The 17,807-nt window shown below is 48.1% G+C and carries 17 protein-coding genes; 3 read left to right on the top strand and 14 right to left on the bottom strand.

Annotation, left to right across the window (positions count from 1 at the left end; genetic code table 11):
• Positions 1-235 precede the first annotated feature (235 nt).
• The 3 genes from hemG to PUN32_RS11845 are packed head-to-tail and all read right to left on the bottom strand — an operon-like array spanning position 236 to position 2,928.
• Positions 236-760, bottom strand: coding sequence for a menaquinone-dependent protoporphyrinogen IX dehydrogenase (hemG, locus tag PUN32_RS11835; RefSeq protein ID WP_274723414.1), 525 nt, complete (start codon positions 758-760; stop codon positions 236-238).
• Positions 761-795: 35 nt separating this feature from the next.
• A complete protein-coding gene (locus tag PUN32_RS11840; protein WP_274723415.1) occupies positions 796-2,253 on the bottom strand; it encodes a TrkH family potassium uptake protein in 1,458 nt (485 codons plus the stop codon).
• Positions 2,254-2,304: 51 nt separating this feature from the next.
• The gene (locus PUN32_RS11845; protein WP_274723416.1) at positions 2,305-2,928 is read right to left on the bottom strand and encodes a YigZ family protein; all 624 of its coding nucleotides are present in this window, start codon (positions 2,926-2,928) and stop codon (positions 2,305-2,307) included.
• Positions 2,929-3,133: 205 nt separating this feature from the next.
• Between PUN32_RS11845 and fadB the strand changes: the two genes are divergently transcribed.
• Complete coding sequence (gene fadB, locus PUN32_RS11850) at positions 3,134-5,359, top strand: fatty acid oxidation complex subunit alpha FadB (protein WP_274723417.1); 2,226 nt, start codon at positions 3,134-3,136, stop codon at positions 5,357-5,359.
• 97 nt (positions 5,360-5,456) lie between these two features.
• Positions 5,457-6,620 (top strand): acetyl-CoA C-acyltransferase FadA, encoded by a 1,164-nt coding sequence (gene fadA, locus PUN32_RS11855; protein WP_274723418.1) that lies wholly within the window; start codon positions 5,457-5,459, stop codon positions 6,618-6,620.
• 93 nt (positions 6,621-6,713) lie between these two features.
• On the opposite strand, the gene punR is transcribed toward fadA, so the two are convergent.
• The gene (gene punR, locus PUN32_RS11860; protein WP_274723419.1) at positions 6,714-7,619 is read right to left on the bottom strand and encodes a DNA-binding transcriptional activator PunR; all 906 of its coding nucleotides are present in this window, start codon (positions 7,617-7,619) and stop codon (positions 6,714-6,716) included.
• A 155-nt stretch (positions 7,620-7,774) separates the two neighbouring features.
• Between punR and punC the strand changes: the two genes are divergently transcribed.
• Positions 7,775-8,968 (top strand): purine nucleoside transporter PunC, encoded by a 1,194-nt coding sequence (gene punC, locus PUN32_RS11865; RefSeq protein WP_274723420.1) that lies wholly within the window; start codon positions 7,775-7,777, stop codon positions 8,966-8,968.
• A gap of 164 nt (positions 8,969-9,132) precedes the next feature.
• Here punC and glmU read toward each other — a convergent pair whose 3' ends face one another.
• The 10 genes from glmU to PUN32_RS11915 all read right to left on the bottom strand — a co-directional run bounded on the left by glmU (position 9,133) and on the right by PUN32_RS11915 (position 17,679).
• A complete protein-coding gene (glmU, locus tag PUN32_RS11870) occupies positions 9,133-10,491 on the bottom strand; it encodes a bifunctional UDP-N-acetylglucosamine diphosphorylase/glucosamine-1-phosphate N-acetyltransferase GlmU (protein WP_274723421.1) in 1,359 nt (452 codons plus the stop codon).
• Positions 10,492-10,731: 240 nt separating this feature from the next.
• Positions 10,732-11,154 carry a F0F1 ATP synthase subunit epsilon gene (locus PUN32_RS11875; protein ID WP_274723422.1) on the bottom strand — a complete coding sequence of 141 codons (423 nt, stop codon included), beginning with the start codon at positions 11,152-11,154 and terminating at the stop codon, positions 10,732-10,734.
• Positions 11,155-11,172: 18 nt separating this feature from the next.
• Complete coding sequence (atpD, locus tag PUN32_RS11880) at positions 11,173-12,576, bottom strand: F0F1 ATP synthase subunit beta (protein WP_166014011.1); 1,404 nt, start codon at positions 12,574-12,576, stop codon at positions 11,173-11,175.
• A gap of 34 nt (positions 12,577-12,610) precedes the next feature.
• Positions 12,611-13,477 carry a F0F1 ATP synthase subunit gamma gene (gene atpG / locus PUN32_RS11885; protein WP_274723423.1) on the bottom strand — a complete coding sequence of 289 codons (867 nt, stop codon included), beginning with the start codon at positions 13,475-13,477 and terminating at the stop codon, positions 12,611-12,613.
• 49 nt (positions 13,478-13,526) lie between these two features.
• Positions 13,527-15,068: a F0F1 ATP synthase subunit alpha gene (atpA, locus tag PUN32_RS11890; RefSeq protein WP_166014009.1), complete on the bottom strand. Its 1,542-nt coding sequence runs from the start codon at positions 15,066-15,068 to the stop codon at positions 13,527-13,529.
• Between the two features lie 13 nt (positions 15,069-15,081).
• The gene (gene atpH / locus PUN32_RS11895; protein WP_274723424.1) at positions 15,082-15,615 is read right to left on the bottom strand and encodes a F0F1 ATP synthase subunit delta; all 534 of its coding nucleotides are present in this window, start codon (positions 15,613-15,615) and stop codon (positions 15,082-15,084) included.
• A 12-nt stretch (positions 15,616-15,627) separates the two neighbouring features.
• Positions 15,628-16,098 carry a F0F1 ATP synthase subunit B gene (gene atpF, locus PUN32_RS11900; RefSeq protein WP_166014007.1) on the bottom strand — a complete coding sequence of 157 codons (471 nt, stop codon included), beginning with the start codon at positions 16,096-16,098 and terminating at the stop codon, positions 15,628-15,630.
• A gap of 73 nt (positions 16,099-16,171) precedes the next feature.
• On the bottom strand, positions 16,172-16,429 hold the full coding sequence (gene atpE, locus PUN32_RS11905) for a F0F1 ATP synthase subunit C (RefSeq protein WP_000450922.1): 258 nt from the start codon (positions 16,427-16,429) through the stop codon (positions 16,172-16,174).
• Between the two features lie 39 nt (positions 16,430-16,468).
• Positions 16,469-17,281 (bottom strand): F0F1 ATP synthase subunit A, encoded by an 813-nt coding sequence (gene atpB, locus PUN32_RS11910; protein WP_274723426.1) that lies wholly within the window; start codon positions 17,279-17,281, stop codon positions 16,469-16,471.
• 8 nt (positions 17,282-17,289) lie between these two features.
• Entirely contained in the window at positions 17,290-17,679 is a 390-nt protein-coding gene (locus PUN32_RS11915; protein WP_274723427.1) for a F0F1 ATP synthase subunit I, read from the bottom strand.
• Between the last annotated feature and the right edge of the window lie 128 nt (positions 17,680-17,807).

The following is a 17,807-nucleotide window of genomic DNA, read 5'->3' on the forward strand; positions in this document are numbered from 1 at the left end:
AGAGGCTGTGCATTCTAGCGAGATAATTGTCAGTGTCAAACACTTTTTTCATCTTTTTGCATCGAAGCGTTTTGCCTCACTGACTGGCTCTGAAGCCTTGCGGCGTCTGCCGTGTCAGTGAGGGCGCATTATAGAGATCTGCTTCACACTGGCAAGTGTTTTTTGTGCTTTTTTTCCTTCCTTTTGACTGTTTGATGAAAAAGCCATCAGCAAACCCCAGAAATGATGTTTTTTGCTACCAATTGCGGAATTGTTGAGCAAATTTAGCGACTTTATCCCAGTTGGTATACTCGACTTCTTGACTCGTATCGGTCTCGCCACCAGTTAAGGTCATGATCAGGCGGATCATCATTTTATCGAACCAGCGATAACGCGGATAATAAAGTGCGCCAGCAAATACCGCGATTCGCTCTGGCTGCCAAGCCGACTTTTTCAGAAAAGTTTGGATATAGGCACTGCCCTGTGGAGTATCTTTTCCTTGCTGTTCTTTTCTAGCGGTTAAATTGACACAAAAGAAGGCCGCTTTGCGGCTGGTTAATCCCACTAAGTGATGCTCAATAAAACGGTACAGGGCGGGATTAAGTCGCCCATAGCGAATTGATGCCCCAATCAGTACTTTGTCGTATTCCGCCCAGTCAATATCGATGCTTTGATGTAAGTCTTGCACCTCACAAGTATATTCTGGCATCTGCGCGGCGATACGTTGGATAATTTTACGCGTTTGCCCTTCTTGGCTTGAATACAGTAATAACGCTCTCACCCATTCCTCCTAAGCTGCTGCTATTATAGTTATGATTAGTTACGCCAGAATGTGGGGGTGAACAAAATCAATAACGTGAAAATCTCTAGCCGACCAAACAGCATAGAAACAATCAAAATCCACTTAGCGTGGTCATTGATATCAGCAAAGTGTACTGCAACTTCACCAAGACCGGGGCCCAAGTTATTCAGCGTAGCCGCTACTGCGGAAAACGCGCTCAATTCATCCATTCCGGTCGCAATCAAGGCCAGCATGCACACCACAAACACTAAGGCATAGGCCGAAAAAAATCCCCACACCGCATCAACCACGCGCTGTGAAAGTGCTAGACCACCTAATTTGATGGAGTAGATGGCTCGCGGATGCACCAAGCGTTTCATCTCCCGCGCTCCTTGCAAGGTGAGTAGCAATATCCTAATCACTTTCATACCGCCTCCCGTCGAGCCGGCACAACCACCAATAAAAGCAGAGAAGAGCAGCAGCACTGGCAAGAACAGCGGCCAATCCGCAAATCCGGTGGTGGTAAATCCGGCGGTAGTCGAGATGGATACCGTTTGGAACAGTGCTTGGTCAAAAGCTTGATAAAAACTGTCATAGGTATGGTGTTTAAACAGAATCAAAAAACAAACCATAAACAGTAAGATTTGAATCACCATAAAAGCGCGAAACTCAGGATCGCGCCAGTAGTATTTAGGATGTACGCCACCGGTCGCAAACGCTGCATAGTGCAAGGTAAAGTTACATGATGAGATCAGCAAAAACACCACAGTGATCAGGTTAATCGCGTAGCTGTCAAAATAGCCCATGCTGGCATCATGCGTTGAAAAGCCACCGATCGCGATGGTGGAGAAACTATGGCAAATGGCGTCAAACAAGGTCATGCCGGCCATCCAAAATGCGCCAGCACATGCAATAGTCAGGCTTAAATAGATATACCACAGCGCTTTGGCCGTTTCAGCAATGCGCGGGGTCACTTTGGTATCTTTAACTGGGCCTGGAATTTCGGCACGATACAGCTGCATGCCACCAATCCCTAAGACTGGCAAAATCGCCACCGCCAGTACAATAATCCCCATACCACCAAACCATTGCAAAAATTGGCGATAGAACAAAATCGCTTTGGGGAGTTCATCTAACCCAACAATGACAGTAGCGCCGGTGGTAGTTAAAGCCGAAAACGACTCAAAAAAAGCATCCGTCACCGAAACACCCGGATTATCAGACAGCAGAAATGGTAATGAGCCCGCACTACCGATAACCGTCCAGAACAGGACGACAATCAAAAAACCGTCACGCGCTTTCAGTTCATGTTTATGACGTCGATTAGGAAACCAAAATAGTGCGCCACACAACAACAACACAAAAAAGGTCGAGACAAATGGCACGCCGGCACCATCGCGATAAATTAACGCCACCAGCGCGGGTGCCAGCATCGAGATACTAAACAGGGCGAGCAAAAGCCCAACGATACGAATAATTGAACGAAACTGCATGACGGCGGCGATATTCCGATTTAGGGTATTTAAAGCCCAGTGATGGGCAGATTAATCATTATCTAAGTGTTCAATAATAACCTTAGCGCTGCTTTTATTGATCACCGCCTGACAAAAAGCGGCGACTTGTAACACTTCTAGCTCGACCACCCAATGTACCTGTTGGCCATAATCGCCAGCGATCTGTTGCGCAGAGAACTCCATCAACAGCGCCTGCATCAGTGGGATCATCGGGTAGTCTAACGTCAGACTTAATTGGGTGGTGATTTTTTTCTCAATGGTTTGTAGTTGTTTCAGCGCTTGCTGCACCCCGCCACCATAAGCTTTCACCAATCCACCCGTGCCCAGTAAAACACCGCCATAATAACGGGTCACTACCGCACAGATTTCACCGATATGAGAACCGGTCAGTTGAGCCAGCATCGGTTTGCCTGCGGTACCGGAGGGCTCACCATCATCACTAAATCCCCATAACATCGAGTTTTCAGGGCGCCCTGCCACAAAAGCCCAACAATGATGACGAGCTCCAGTATGGCGTTGCTTAATCTGCTCAATAAAAGCTTTTGCACTGTGGCTATCTGGCGTATGGGCTAACGTAGTGACAAACAAGCTCTTCTTAATCTCTTCTTCATATTGAACCGAAGCGATGGGAATATGGTAAGGATCGAGCTTCATAACTTAGCGCCTCAACAAAAACTGGCTGAGTGTAACACAGGCTTGCCACAAGCTCGAATTAGCCCTCGCCACTTGTTAACCGATTGTGTGCAATGCGTGTTGAATTTGACCGATATCGTGTCCAAACTTAGGTCACCCGTCAAATCTGCATATTCAAAATATCATCGTTGTTTCAATCACTGATTGTATGTCACGGAGATAGACCATGATTTACCAAGCAAAAAATCTACAGGTAAAACCACTGGCGAATGGCCTTGCCGAGCTGTGCTTTTGCGCTCCAGCTTCAGTCAACAAACTGGATCGGCACACCATTCAATCTCTTGATGCGGCACTCGATGCGTTGGCCGCGGATCCCAGCATCAAAGGTCTAATCTTAAGCTCTGATAAGCCAGCTTTTATCGTCGGGGCGGACATTGGCGAATTTCTCAGTATGTTTGCTAAGCCAGAAAGCGAGTTAGACCAATGGTTGCAGTTTGCCAATAGCATTTTTAACAAACTGGAAGACTTACCGTTCCCAACCATCGCGGTATTAAAAGGTCACGCGCTTGGTGGTGGCTGTGAGTGTGTGCTCGCCACTGATTTTCGCATTGGCGATCACACTACCAACATCGGCTTACCGGAAACCAAACTCGGCATCATGCCTGGATTTGGTGGTTCGGTTCGCTTGCCTCGTTTACTGGGTGCAGACACGGCATTAGACATCATTACTCAAGGCAAAACCTGCCCAGCCGAGCAAGCGTTACAACTCGGATTGTTGGATGCGCTGGTTGAGAGTGACCAACTGATCGCTAGTGCGATTGCGATATTAACTCAAGCGCTCAGCGGGAAATTGGACTGGCAACAGCGCCGCCAACAAAAAATCGCGCCACTCGCCCTGAGTAAACTCGAAGCACTAATGTGTTTTACCACCGCCAAAGGAGTGGTCGCTCAGGTCGCTGGCCAACATTACCCCGCTCCGCTGACGGCCATCAATGCGATTGAACAAGCAGCAAGTTTATCGCGGCAAGCCGCGCTCGACATCGAGCGTAAGCACTTTATCCAACTCGCAAAATCGAGCCAAGCCGAAGCGCTGGTAGGCATTTTTCTTAATGATCAATATATTAAAGGACTCGCCAAACAATCCAGCACCGCAGCTAGCCAACCAACCCACCATGCTGCCGTCATCGGTGCAGGTATAATGGGGGGAGGGATTGCCTATCAGTCAGCCTTTAGCGGCGTGCCCGTTTTTATTAAAGACCTAGCTCCAACCCGTTTAAAACAAGCAATGACTGAAGCGGCCAAATTACTGAATAAACAGTTAGCACATGGCAAGCTAGACAGTTTCAAAGTCACGCAAATTCTCACTGAAATTACCCCATCGTTACACTATGCCGGCATTGAACAAGCAGACGTGGTCATTGAAGCAGTAGTAGAAAATCCCCAAGTCAAGGCGGCGCTGCTCAGTGAGGTCGAAACTTACCTCAAACACAACGCTATTTTGGCCTCTAACACCTCGACTATTCCGATTAACTGGCTGGCCAAATCATTGCAGCGGCCGGATAACTTTTGCGGTATGCACTTTTTTAATCCAGTACACCGCATGCCGTTAGTCGAAATCATTCGAGGTGAGCACACCTCACCAGATACGATCCACCGTATGGTGGCTTATGCCACCAAAATGGGGAAATCACCGATCGTGGTCAATGATGGACCGGGATTTTTCGTTAATCGCGTGCTATTTGCATACTTGGCGGGCTTTAGCCTGCTGATGCGCGATGGCGCAAGTTTTACTGCCATCGACCACGTCATGGAACAACAATTTGGCTGGCCAATGGGGCCGGCCTATCTACTCGACGTAATTGGGATTGACACCGCCCATCATGCACAAGGCGTGATGGCACAAGGCTTGCCAGCTCGAATGGCCAAACAAGATCCTGATGTGATTGACGCTTTGTACCAAGCACAGCGATTAGGCCAGAAGAGTGGCTGCGGCTTCTATCACTATCCGGCCGATGATAAAGGTAAACCGACAAAAACTTTCGATGCTGATGTACTTACCATTCTGGCTTCAGTGTGCGGTGCGGCACAGCACTTTGATCCACCAACCATCATTGAACGCACCATGATCCCGATGATTAATGAAGTGGTGATATGCCTTGAGCAAGAGATTATTGCCTCAGCGGCGGAAGCCGATATGGCATTAGTTTACGGACTCGGCTTCCCAGCTTTTCGGGGTGGCGTATTGCGTTATCTCGATCAGTTCGGCATCGCCAATTATGTCACCATGGCCCAGCAATACGCGCACCTTGGTCTGCTCTATCATGTGCCAGCACGACTCAACATCATGGCCAAACAGGGGGAAACTTTCTATCACTCATCGCCAATCGGCACGCTATCTATACCCAAACCACTTGGCGTTGCAGGTAGTCGGCAAGTGAGTGAGTCCCCATGAGCGTAGGCAAACGATGTGATTGGGGTGAACGAACGTCGCCAACACTGCTGCAGCTTCAAGTAGGAAGGGTATATCGGTTTAGAACAGGAGTAACACCATGAATACGGTCGTGATTGTTGATTGTTTGCGAACTCCGATGGGGCGCTCTAAAGGTGGCGCGTTTCGCCACCAACGCGCCGAAGATCTCAGTGCCCATTTAATGCAAGGAATTCTGGCGCGTAACCCATCGGTTAACCCTATAGAAATCGAAGATATTTATTGGGGCTGTGTTCAGCAAACCCTTGAACAAGGCTTCAATGTGGCACGTAATGCCGCACTGCTCGCTGGATTACCGATTGAAATTGGCGCGGTGACCGTAAATCGTTTATGTGGCTCATCAATGCAAGCGCTGCACGATGCGGCACGGGCAATTATGGTGGGTGATGCCGAAATTTGTTTAGTCGGTGGCGTCGAACATATGGGACATCTGCCGATGACTCACGGGGTAAACTTCCACCCAGCGATCGGTAAACGCATTGCAAAAGCCGCTGCCATGATGGGATTAACCGCCGAACTACTCGGTAAGTTGCATGGTATCAGCCGTGAGCAGCAAGATCAGTTTGCGGCACGCTCACATGCGCGCGCTTACGCGGCCAGCATTGCTGGGCACTTTGACCACGAAATCTTACCGACCCAAGGGCACACTAGCGATGGAACGCTGTTTATGCTCGACCACGATGAGGTGATCCGCTCAGATACCACGTTGGCAAAATTAGCCGCACTTAAACCCGTATTCGATCCCGCCGCTGGCACCGTTACCGCGGGAAGTAGCTCGGCACTTTCTGATGGAGCAGCCTGTTTGTTGATCATGAGTGAGCAAAAAGCCCACGCGCTCGGCTTAACCATTCGTGCCCGGATTAAAGCCATGGCGATAGCCGGTTGCGATCCCTCGATCATGGGTTATGGTCCTGTCCCTGCCACCCATAAAGCCCTCAAGCGGGCCGGCTTAACCATGCAACAGATTGAGGTGGTTGAGCTCAACGAAGCTTTTGCGGCTCAGGCTCTACCTTGCATCCATGATTTGGATTTGCTCGCAGATCTGGATCAAAAGGTCAATCTCAATGGAGGGGCGATCGCGCTTGGCCATCCACTCGGGTGCTCGGGTGCTCGAATAACTACCACCTTGATCAATCTCATGGAAGCCCAAAAGGCTAAATATGGCCTTGCGACTATGTGTATTGGTTTAGGTCAGGGGATCGCGACCATTTTTGAGCGTCCATAAGTCAATGCTGAATCTCACTCACGCGAGCGCTTGGTGGCCAGTTGGTGTAGAGGCTGGCCACCAAGCACTCAATACTCGATAGAGCCAGCGCTATTATTGAGCTTGTAGCCAATCGCGATACAGTTGCTCACTACAACCCAAATAATTCACCATCCACTCAATCAATTTATGATGCTCATCTTTGCGCCAGACCAAACAGCAGTGGCTCAATTGTGCCGGCTCGGGCAACACATGCTCAACCAACTCACCACTCGCCAACAGTGGCTGGGCCATATGTCTTGGCATATAGCCGACTCCCAAGCCATTTTTTAAACTTTCGGTTGCGCTATGCCAATTAGGCAACAGTAAACGTCGCTGCTTAGGATAGTGCTCAGTATGCCGTTTAGGTAACACGCTTGAGGTATCATCGAGGCAGATCGCCAAAAACTGGCTAATAAATTCTTGGCTAAAATTTTGCTGTTGCACACAAGGATGCTGTGGGGACATCACAAATGCCCAATCCAGTATACCCATATCGCGTACTTCAAAATCTCCGCCGACCGGCACCGCGGCCGTTGCACCAATCACAATATCAGCACGCCCCTGTGCAATCGCTTCCCACGAGCCGTTAAATACTTCCATGTTGATCTGCAACTCGGCAAAGTCAAAGGTTTGGTAAAAAGCTTCTACCATTGGCTTCATCTTATCCAGCTTAACCACATTATCGAGTGTCACTTTCAAAGTCTTACGCCAACCATGCGCAGCCCGTTTGGTTTGTGCTCGGATATCTTCCATCTGGCGCAGCAATTGCCTGGCTTCAAGCATAAATAGCTCACCCGCAGGGGTCAGCTCCACTTTACGCGGCAAGCGGCGAAACAGCATCACACCAAGTTCACGCTCAATTTGGCGTACGCTATAACTGATGGCTGACGGCACTTTGTGCAGTACTTCTGCCGCAGCAGTAAAACTGCCTAAGCGTGCCACCACATCCAACAGCTCTAAAGAGGATTTAGAAAACATCACTCACCTACCTATCAAATTTTTTGTATGATAACCGAAAAAATTGCCGTTTCTCTTCATGGCCAGACAAAAATAGAATGTAAGCACAGCAAAATCCTAGCTCAGGCGAATGGATCTTGAAAAATTTATGTGTGAATAGTTTTGATGGATAAAAAATGAACGTCTCTTTCTGGCAATTAGTGTATCTCGCCGCGCTGTCGATGCTCGGTTTTATCGCTACCGATATGTATTTACCCGCGTTTAAAGTGATGGAAGTTGCGCTAAGCACTGGCCCTGAGCAAATTGCGCTCTCTTTAACCGTGTTTTTGGTCGGAATGGCATTAGGCCAACTGATGTGGGGATTGGCCAGTGATAAATTTGGCCATCGTAATACGTTATTGGCCGGTCTGTTGTTGTTTACGCTTGCCTCTACAGGTCTCGCATTCAGCACCTCAGTGTGGCAACTATTACTACTGCGTTTTATCCAAGCGATTGGAGTGTGCGCCCCGGCGGTGATCTGGCAAGCGATGGTGATCAAGCGCTATTCAAGCTCGGTGAGCCAACAAGTGTTTGCCACAATTATGCCGTTAGTGGCGCTATCTCCTGCTCTCGCGCCACAACTTGGCGTACTGCTTAGCGATCACTTGGGTTGGCCGAGTATTTTTTTCAGCTTAGCCTTAATGGGTATGGTGTTGGTGGTCAGCACTAGCTTGCAAACCAATCAAGTTACTGAACCGAAAACCACTTCGATCGCCCAAGATATTAAAGGCTTACTGCACAGCAAAGCCTATCTTGGCAATGTAATGATGTTTGCTTGCGCTTCCGCGGCCTTTTTCGCTTATCTAACTGGCATGCCAGAAATTATGACCCAGCTTGGTTATCAAGCGCGTGATATTGGCCTAAGCTTCATTCCACAAACCATCGCCTTTATGGCGGGGGGCTACTTAGGTAAAAAAGCGGTTAACCAATATGGTGATGGCTTGGTACTCAAACTACTGATGGCTTTGTTTACCCTCTCCGCGGCGATGATTTTGGTTGCATCACAATGGCAACTCAGCTCTATTTGGCCAATTCTGGCACCCTTTTGCTTGATTGCCGTCGCCAACGGTGCGCTGTATCCGATCGTAGTTAACCGTGCTCTTTCCAGTGCCAAACACAGCCCAGCTACCGCGGCAGGCTTACAAAATAGCTTACAGATCAGTATCAGCAGTTTAGCCAGTGCGTTAGTGGCAGCGCTGGCGAGTCAAGCGCAACCCGTCACTGGGATGGCGATTGTGCTATGCACGGCGGGATTATGGTTCGGTTATAAAATGGCTCATGGCGAGCCGACTGGATCATTCACGGCGACGAACCATGTGAGTCACCACTAATCCCTCTCCCTATAGCCATCGTGTGTTATTTTACCTGCTGGTGGGGATAACAATGGTGAAAAAGAGCTAGAGCCGCATTGGCGGCTCTAGCTTTATGGTGTATCCCATTCGCTGATCAAGCGAAACACTATTTTTCAGTGAGAGACTATTTTTTCAGTGAGAGACTATTTTTTCAGTGGACGCTGCCAATCGGCAATTTTACGCTCAGCAGCACGAGTGATGACCAATTCACCCTCGGCCACATTTTTGGTTAGGGTAGTACCCGCACCAATGGTTGCGCCATGACCAATAGTCACCGGTGCAATCAATTGGCTATCGGAGCCAACAAACACATTATCACCAATCACAGTTTTATGTTTGTTCACACCGTCGTAGTTACAGGTGATCACGCCGGCACCAACATTAACCCCAGTACCAATCTCAGCATCACCAAGATAGCTCAGGTGATTGGCTTTGGAACCTTCCCCGAGGCGGGCATTTTTCATTTCAACAAAGTTGCCCACATGCGCATTATTGCGCAGCTCAGCACCCGGGCGCAGACGAGTAAAAGGCCCAACTGTACAATCTTCGCCGACCGTAGCGCCTTCAATCACACTGTATGGGCGGATCACAGTGTTATCGTCAATCTCACAATCTTTCAGTATCGAACCTGCACCAATCAGCACATTATTACCGATCGAAACATTGCCTTCGATGATCACATTGACATCAATTTCAACATCATAGCCACATTGCAAGGTACCGCGCAGATCAAAACGGGCCGGATCACGCAGCATCACCCCTTGTTCGAGCAGTTTTTTTGCTTGGCGCGCTTGGAACGCACGCTCGAGACGAGCTAACTGGATACGATCATTGACCCCTTCCACTTCAATCGAATGAGCTGGATTAACCGCTTCCACAGCCCGACCTTCACTATGCGCGGCCGCAATCACATCAGTGAGATAGTATTCACCCTGGGCATTATTATTGTTCAAACCAGCCAGCCAACGTTTTAAATCACGCCCGGTCGCCACCAATACCCCGGTATTGACTTCTTTGATCAGTTTCTGCTCTTCACTGGCATCTTTTTGCTCAACAATCGCCACCACGGGGCCACGTTTACGCACAATACGACCATAACCAGTTGGGTCATCCAACACTACGGTCAGCAGCGCAATACCATCATTCGGTTGTGCTTCGAGTAAACTTTCAATGGTTTCTTCAGAAATCAGTGGTACATCGCCGTACAGGATCAAAATTTTTTCATCATCGTGAAAATGGGCCGACGCTTGATCAACCGCGTGGCCGGTGCCCAATTGCTGTGCTTGCAAAACCCAGTTCACGTTTTCACTAGCCAAGGCTTGCTGCATCTGGTCACCAGCGTGGCCATACACTAAATGGATATTTTGCGCACCGAGGTTATTACATGCATCAATCACATGTTTAACCATGGGTTTACCCGCTAAGGTATGCAGCACCTTCGGCATATTCGAATGCATACGCGTTCCTTTGCCTGCTGCGAGAATTACCGTACTGAATTTCATGTGTCGTTTACCTAGTACCTAATTATTGTTCTGCGTTGTATTTTAAACAGCAAATCGAAAATAGTTAATTGGTGGCTATCTCGAAAACAAGAAGAGTGATCATTTTTATTCAGCAGTGCCTATATAAATGATCAATCACTCAATAACTCGATAGCAACCGGTTGTTATGGGTGAGGTATGATTTAATCGCAACAAAAAAGCCTGACATCCGTCAGGCTTTTGATCAGCTTATCTGCATGATTAACGACGCTTTTTGGTCAATTCAATCACACGAAGCTGCGCGATGGCTTTAGCCAGTTCACTGGCCGCTTGTGCAAAGTCCATATCGCCATGCTGGTTAAGAATTCGCTCTTCCGCACGACGTTTGGCTTCTTCAGCCTTAGCTGCGTCTAGGTCTTCTCCACGAATTGCCGTGTCAGCCAACACAGTTGCTGTGCCTGGCTGAACTTCAACAATACCACCCGAGACATAAATGTACTCTTCGTGGCCGTGCAGTTTCACAATACGCACCATTCCAGGCGTGATAGCGGTCAGCAGCGGTGCATGGCCGTGGAAAATACCCAGCTCACCTTCGCTACCGGTCACCTGAAACGTTTCCACTAAGCCAGAGAACAATTTTTTCTCTGCGCTTACCACGTCCAGATGAAAGGTTATTGCTGCCATATCGCCTCCTAGTCAGCCTTATAGCTTCTTCGCATTCTCAATCGCATCGTCGATAGTACCGCAGTACATAAACGCTTGCTCTGGAATGTCATCGTAGTCACCTGCCAGCAACCCTTTGAAACCACGTAAGGTTTCTTTTAGGGATACATACATACCCGGTGCACCGGTGAAGACTTCTGCTACGTGATAAGGCTGAGTTAAGAAACGCTCAATCTTACGCGCACGAGCAACAACTTGCTTGTCCGCTTCAGACAGTTCGTCCATACCCAGAATCGCGATGATGTCTTTCAGCTCTTTATAACGCTGCAGAGTGGCTTGCACGCCACGCGCTACATCGTAGTGCTCTTGACCAACCACTAATGGATCCAATTGACGTGAAGTCGAATCCAATGGGTCGATCGCTGGGTATAGACCCATAGCAGCGATGTTACGGTTCAGAACTACGGTGGCATCTAAGTGCGCAAACGTAGTGGCCGGTGATGGGTCAGTCAAGTCATCCGCAGGTACGTATACCGCTTGTACTGACGTGATCGAACCTTTATTGGTTGAGGTGATACGTTCTTGCAGCACACCCATCTCTTCCGCCAGCGTTGGCTGATAACCAACCGCTGAAGGCATACGGCCAAGCAGAGCTGAAACTTCGGTTCCCGCTAGGGTATAACGGTAGATGTTGTCAATAAACAGCAGTACGTCACGACCTTCATCACGGAAGCGTTCTGCCATGGTCAAACCGGTCAACGCCACGCGTAGACGGTTGCCTGGTGGCTCGTTCATCTGACCATACACCATCGCTACTTTTGACAGCTCTGGTTGTTCAATATTAACTACACCGGCTTCCTGCATTTCATGGTAGAAGTCGTTACCCTCACGAGTACGCTCACCAACCCCTGCAAATACCGACAAACCAGAGTGTTGCAGTGCGATGTTGTTGATAAGCTCCATCATGTTAACGGTTTTACCAACACCCGCACCACCAAACAGACCAATTTTACCGCCTTTCGCAAACGGACAGATCAGGTCGATAACCTTAACCCCTGTTTCCAAAAGTTCGGTAGCACTTGACTGCTCTTCATAGCTTGGCGCAGGACGGTGAATTGAATACACCTCTTCTGCACCAATCTCGCCACGTTCGTCAATCGCATCCCCAAGCACGTTCATGATACGACCTAGGGTTTTAGTACCTACTGGTACTGAAATTGGAGCGCCAGTGTTTTGTACTGTCATTCCACGACGTAAACCATCCGAGCTACCCATCACGATAGCGCGAATCACGCCACCGCCTAATTGCTGTTGAACTTCCAGAACCAGACGTTCGTTGGAATCCACAACATTCAGAGCATCATAAACACTAGGTACTTCGCTCTGTGGGAACTCTACGTCGACTACTGCACCGATGATCTGTACGATCTTACCTGTAGCCATCGTTAATCCTCTAAACTGTTAGTTTTACCTAAGCTTAAACCGCAGCCGCGCCGCCTACGATTTCCGTCAATTCTTGTGTAATCGCCGCCTGACGGGCTTTGTTATACACAAGTTGTAAATCATCAATCAGGTTGCTCGCGTTATCGGTAGCAGCTTTCATTGCCACCATTCGGGCTGCTTGCTCACACGCCAGATTTTCTACTACCCCTTGATAAACCTGAGACTCAATAAAACGCAGTAACAGCGCATCTAATAGAGGCTTAGGTTCTGGTTCGTAGATGTAATCCCACATGTGATCGCGCTGCATCTCTGCGCTGTCCGATTTTGGCAAAGGTAGCAATTGATCGATCTTGGGTTGTTGCACCATGGTGTTCACAAACTGATTGAACACCAGATAAAGGCGATCTAATTCCCCTTTATCGTATTTCTTCAGCATCACGCCGACCGAACCAATCAGATCTTCCAAACTTGGGCTATCGCCTAAGCCAGAAACCTGTGCAGCGACTTTAGCGCCACTATTGTTGAAAAAGGCGGTCGCTTTTGAGCCGATAATCGCTAGCTCAATCTCAGCACCCTTTTCTTTCCAGTCTTGCATACTAGTGATGGCTTTTTTGAATAAGTTAATATTCAAGCCACCACACAAGCCACGATCTGTCGAAATAATGATGTAACCCACTCGCTTCGCTTCACGCTCTTCTAGATACGGATGACGATACTCTAGACTTGCGCTGGCGACATGACCGATCACTTTACGTATCGTTTGCGCGTAGGGGCGTGATGACTCCATGGCGTCCTGTGAACGACGCATTTTTGAAGCAGCCACCATCTCCATCGCTTTGGTAATCTTCTGAGTGCTTTTTACACTCCCGATTTTAGTACGTATCTCTTTTGCGCCGGCCATCGTTACTCTCCATTAGTTGGTGGCAGTGCTAACACTGCCACCGACCTCATTACCAAGTTTGGGTTGCTTTGAAATCGTCAACCAGTTGCTTTAACTGAGCTTCGATGTCGTCGTTATAAGCACCTGTCTTGTCAATTTGCGCTGCCAATTCAGCGTAATGAGCACGAGCATACGATAGTAGAGCCGCTTCGAAATCGAGCACTTTATTCAGCTCAACATCGGTGAGATAGCCACGTTCAGCGGCAAAGATCACCAGCGCCTGATCAAACACAGACATTGGCGCGTACTGTTTCTGCTTCATCAGTTCAGTCACTTTCTGACCATGAGTCAGCTGACGCTTGGTCGCTTCATCCAAATCAGAAGAGAACTGAGCAAATGCCGCAAGTTCGCGATAAGCCGCCAGAGCAGTACGAATACCACCAGACAGTTTCTTAATGATCTTAGTTTGCGCAGCACCACCCACCCGCGAAACAGAGATACCAGGGTCAACCGCTGGACGTACGCCCGAGTTGAATAGCTCAGTTTGCAGGAAGATCTGACCATCGGTAATCGAAATTACGTTGGTTGGTACGAAAGCCGATACGTCACCCGCTTGAGTTTCGATAATCGGTAGCGCTGTCAGCGAACCGGTCTTACCTTTCACTTCGCCATTGGTGAAACGCTCTACATAAGCTTCGTTAACACGAGCAGCACGCTCAAGTAGACGAGAGTGGAGGTAGAATACGTCGCCAGGGAAAGCTTCGCGGCCTGGTGGACGACGCAGCAACAGTGAAATTTGACGGTAAGCGACCGCTTGTTTAGACAGGTCATCGTAGACAATCAGTGCATCTTCACCGCGATCGCGGAAGTATTCACCCATCGCACAACCTGAGTAAGGTGCGAGGTATTGCAGTGCCGCTGATTCTGACGCTGAAGCCACCACTACAATGGTGTTTTTCAGTGCGCCGTGCTCTTCCAGTTTACGCACCACGTTGGCAATGGTTGATGCTTTCTGGCCGATCGCGACATAGATTGAGTAAATACCCGAATCTTTCTGGTTGATGATCGCATCAATCGCCAACGCGGTTTTACCGGTTTGACGGTCACCGATGATCAGCTCACGCTGGCCACGGCCGATTGGGATCATCGAGTCGACGGATTTATAACCAGTCTGTACTGGTTGATCGACCGACTTACGATCGATAACACCCGGTGCGATCACTTCCACTGGTGAAGTCAAGCTGGCACCGAGTGGGCCTTTACCATCAATCGGTTCACCAAGGGTGTTCACGACTCGACCGAGCAGTTCTGGACCGACTGGCACTTCCAAAATACGGCCAGTACCCGTGACTTTCATACCTTCACGCAGGTCAGCGTATGGCCCCATCACCACCGCACCAACCGAATCACGTTCAAGGTTAAGTGCCAGTGCATAACGGCTGCCTGGTAATTCAATCATTTCGCCTTGCATAACATCCGCAAGGCCGTGAATACGAATAATACCATCGCTAACTGACACGATAGTACCTTCGTTACGCGCTTCACTCACAACGTGGAAAGATTCAATACGTTGTTTGATCAGATCGCTAATTTCCGTGGAATTAAGTTGCATGCTCCAATCCCCATCAAGACTGCAATGCATCGCTCAGACGCTTCAAACGTCCGCGTGCTGAGTTATCGATGACTAAGTCTCCGGCTCGAATAATAACTCCGCCAAGCAGAGTCTCATCTACACTGCAATTCAGCTGAACTTTGCGCTCTAAACGCTGCTCAAGCTTGCTGCCAATATCTGAACGCTGTTGTTCACTGAGTTCGGTGGCGGAAATCACATCCACATCCACTTGTTTCTCATGTTCCTGCTTTAGCACCAAAAAATGCTCATAAAGCGCAGGAATCGCCAACAGACGTCCATTTTCTGCCATTACCTTAATCAGGTTTTGACCATGGTCATCAAGCTGTTCGCCACAAACTGCAATAAACATCTCCGCCAACTTGGTGGCCGATCCGGAACTGGTTAACAGTTCATGCATTTGTGCGTTTTTTGCGACTTCAGCGGCGAAAGCCAGCATCTGATCCCAATGGCTCAACTGCTGTTTTTCCACCGCAAAATCAAAGGCTGCTTTAGCGTAGGGGCGTGCGATTGTAATCAAATCAGACATGAGCCCCCTCCATTAAAGTTTTGCAGTAATATTGTCGAGAATATCTTGGTGCGCCTCTTTATCGATGGCACGTTCAAGAATTTTCTCCGCACCAGCAATTGCCAGAGTTGCAACCTGCTTACGCAGCTCATCACGAGCACGGTTACGCTCAGCTTCAATCTCTGCTTCAGCTTGAGTAAGGATTTTCTGGCGTTCAGCCTGAGCTTCCCCACGAGCTTCATCAATGATTTGTGCTTTACGTTTATTCGCTTGCTCAATGAGCTCAGTTGCTGTGCGTTTTGCTTCCTTTAACTGATCAGAAGCATTGGCTTGTGCTAGATCTAGATCTTTCTTTGCTCGCTCAGCGGCTTGCAAACCATCAGCAATTTTCTTCTGACGATCTTCAATCGCTTTGATGATCGGTGGCCAGACATATTTCATGCAGAACCAGACAAACATACCAAAGGCAAGAGCTTGACCTAGCAGAGTTGCGTTCATATTCACAACAGCTACCCCCTAAAATGGACTTAGTGTTAATCAACGACAAATCGAAACGATTTATCAAGGCAAGGCTTGATTAACCAGCTAGCTGACCAACAAATGGGTTTGCGAATGTGAATAGCAGAGCAATTACGATACCGATCATTGGAACCGCGTCCAGCAGACCTGCGATGATAAACATCTTAACTTGCAGCATCGGAGCCATTTCAGGTTGACGCGCAGCGCCTTCCAAAAACTTTCCGCCCAATACAGCAAAGCCAATCGCAGTACCAACCGCACATAGACCAACAATAATAGCTACAGCGATTGCAGAGAAGCTCAATACAGTTTCCATCTAATTTCTCCAAAGATTCAATGGGTATTACAATTTCAATTAATGATCGTTATCTTCATGAGCCATCGACATGTACACGATGGTCAACATCATAAATACAAACGATTGGATCAAAATAACCAAGATATGGAAGATAGCCCAAGGTAGGGATCCCATCCATTGCAAGTACCATGGCAGCATAGCTGCACAAAGAATAAACACCACTTCACCAGCAAACATGTTACCAAACAGACGCATACCAAGTGATAGAGGCTTCGCTAGTAGCGAAACAACTTCAATCAGTAAGTTGAATGGGATCATGATCCAGTGATTAAACGGATGTAGTGCTAACTCTTTTGCAAACCCGCCCAAGCCTTTTACTTTGATGCTGTAGTAAATCATCAAAGCAAATACGCCTAGAGCCATAGCCATAGTGATATTCACATCAGCAGAAGGTACCACTTTTAGGTAAGGGATACCAAGCCAATGCTCTGCTGGGTAAGGTAAGAAATCGATGGGTACTAAGTCCATCAAGTTCATTAAAAATACCCAACAAAAGATAGTCAGTGCCAAAGGCGCTATCAGTGGATTGCGACCATGGAAAGTATCTTTGACGTTTTTATCAACGAACTCTACCACCATCTCAACCGCACACTGCAGCTTACCCGGAACACCCGTTGTCGCTTTTCTGGCTACTGCACGAAATATTCCAAGGAATATCAGTCCAGTAAAAACAGAGAAGAACAGGCTATCAATGTGTACATTCCAGAAACTCGACTCTTCCGCCACTAACCCAAACTTATAGGTTGAAAGGTTAGTTAGGTGGTGAGTGATATAACTGGAAGATGTGAGCGCTTCACCTGGCGCAGCCATAACTCATCCTATTTTTTGTTGTTAATGAATAGCACTGGCGCACAGATATTAATCCCTAGAGCCAGCAAATAGGTTAGCTTCAGTGGAACAAGTTCCAACTGCATATACACGTAGACAACCGAAAACAGCACTATGGTGATCAAAATTTTCAGCGCTTCGCCGGTATAAAACGAAATGGCGACCATTTTTAACGCTCGTGCTCCTGCAAACAGAAAAGCACAATACGCAAAAACGGCATTGGCAACGACAAAAATACCGCCACCCACTAACGCAGAAAGCCCCCAAGCACCATTAACAACCACTGAAAATACGATTGCCATAACCATAACTGCACTTAACTGGATCAACAACAATCGCTTTGCAAGCTCTCGTCCTTGCCTTGCTAGCACAGCTACCATGTATTCTTACCTCTAATAATCACCCAGCCCGAACTACAGTTCGGACTGGAAAATCAGCAAAAATTATACGGCTGCAGTAACTGCCAGCAATCAACACACCGCCAACAGTTACAATTATGCATACAATC

The sequence above is a fragment of the Vibrio chanodichtyis genome (genome assembly GCF_028863985.1).
Lineage (GTDB): Bacteria > Pseudomonadota > Gammaproteobacteria > Enterobacterales > Vibrionaceae > Vibrio > Vibrio chanodichtyis.

What these genes read in the sequence shown, in the direction of transcription:
- PUN32_RS11840 (WP_274723415.1), bottom strand. Translation starts at nt 2,253, where the DNA reads ATGCAGTTTCGTTCAATTATTCGTATCGTTGGGCTTTTGCTCGCCCTG.
- PUN32_RS11845 (WP_274723416.1), bottom strand. Translation starts at nt 2,928, where the DNA reads ATGAAGCTCGATCCTTACCATATTCCCATCGCTTCGGTTCAATATGAA.
- fadB (WP_274723417.1), top strand. Translation starts at nt 3,134, where the DNA reads ATGATTTACCAAGCAAAAAATCTACAGGTAAAACCACTGGCGAATGGC.
- fadA (WP_274723418.1), top strand. Translation starts at nt 5,457, where the DNA reads ATGAATACGGTCGTGATTGTTGATTGTTTGCGAACTCCGATGGGGCGC.
- punR (WP_274723419.1), bottom strand. Translation starts at nt 7,619, where the DNA reads ATGTTTTCTAAATCCTCTTTAGAGCTGTTGGATGTGGTGGCACGCTTA.
- punC (WP_274723420.1), top strand. Translation starts at nt 7,775, where the DNA reads ATGAACGTCTCTTTCTGGCAATTAGTGTATCTCGCCGCGCTGTCGATG.
- glmU (WP_274723421.1), bottom strand. Translation starts at nt 10,491, where the DNA reads ATGAAATTCAGTACGGTAATTCTCGCAGCAGGCAAAGGAACGCGTATG.
- PUN32_RS11875 (WP_274723422.1), bottom strand. Translation starts at nt 11,154, where the DNA reads ATGGCAGCAATAACCTTTCATCTGGACGTGGTAAGCGCAGAGAAAAAA.
- atpD (WP_166014011.1), bottom strand. Translation starts at nt 12,576, where the DNA reads ATGGCTACAGGTAAGATCGTACAGATCATCGGTGCAGTAGTCGACGTA.
- atpG (WP_274723423.1), bottom strand. Translation starts at nt 13,477, where the DNA reads ATGGCCGGCGCAAAAGAGATACGTACTAAAATCGGGAGTGTAAAAAGC.
- atpA (WP_166014009.1), bottom strand. Translation starts at nt 15,068, where the DNA reads ATGCAACTTAATTCCACGGAAATTAGCGATCTGATCAAACAACGTATT.
- atpH (WP_274723424.1), bottom strand. Translation starts at nt 15,615, where the DNA reads ATGTCTGATTTGATTACAATCGCACGCCCCTACGCTAAAGCAGCCTTT.
- atpE (WP_000450922.1), bottom strand. Translation starts at nt 16,429, where the DNA reads ATGGAAACTGTATTGAGCTTCTCTGCAATCGCTGTAGCTATTATTGTT.
- atpB (WP_274723426.1), bottom strand. Translation starts at nt 17,281, where the DNA reads ATGGCTGCGCCAGGTGAAGCGCTCACATCTTCCAGTTATATCACTCAC.
- PUN32_RS11915 (WP_274723427.1), bottom strand. Translation starts at nt 17,679, where the DNA reads ATGGTAGCTGTGCTAGCAAGGCAAGGACGAGAGCTTGCAAAGCGATTG.